Here is a 711-nt window from a genome sequence, read left to right as displayed (position 1 = left end):
TCCCCGTAATCGGCGGACCGAATGGCCGAGTTGACCCCGACCAGCCGCCCCTGAGCATCGAGCAACGGCCCACCGGAGTTCCCGGGATTGATGGGCGCGTCGGTCTGCAACGCGTCGACATACGACACATCACTCCCGTCCGACGCCTCACCCCCGGCGGTGATCGGCCGCTCCTTGGCACTGATGATCCCGGAGGTCACGGTGTTGTCGAGATCGAAGGGCGCGCCGATCGCGACAACGGGGTCCCCCACCCGCACGTTGTCGGAATTCCCGAGCGGCATCGGCGTCAGCCCCCGCACCCCGCTCACCTGCACGACGGCGAGGTCGTATCCGGTGTCACGCCCGACGACTTTCCCCTTGACGGTCTGCCCCCCACTGAAGCTGACGGATATCCGACCGCCACCGCCGGCGGACTCCACCACATGGTTGTTGGTGAGGATGTGCCCCCGCGTATCCAGCACGATCCCCGTCCCGGTCCCCGACTCCTCATCCCCGGTGACATGCAGGGTCACGACACTGGGCAGGGCCCGAGCGGCGATCCCGGCAACACTGCCGGGCGCCCGCCGGCTGTCTTCCTTACCGGCCTGCGGCAACACGATGTCCCCACCGATCCCGTCCCGCTCCAGACGCGCCCCTACGACGCCACCGATGCCGCCGGAGAGAAGAGCCAGGACGAGGGCTGAGCCGACGAGGAGCTTCCGGGTGCGGGTG

1 protein-coding gene is annotated in these 711 nt (G+C 68.8%); it reads right to left on the bottom strand.

Annotation, left to right across the window (positions count from 1 at the left end):
• Positions 1–711 (bottom strand): S1C family serine protease (locus AC31A1_RS52190; RefSeq protein ID WP_489660042.1); only part of this gene is annotated, 711 nt, incomplete at both ends.

The organism is Streptomyces sp. P5F9 (assembly GCF_057961495.1).
This window is presented reverse-complemented; position numbering and strand designations above follow the sequence as displayed.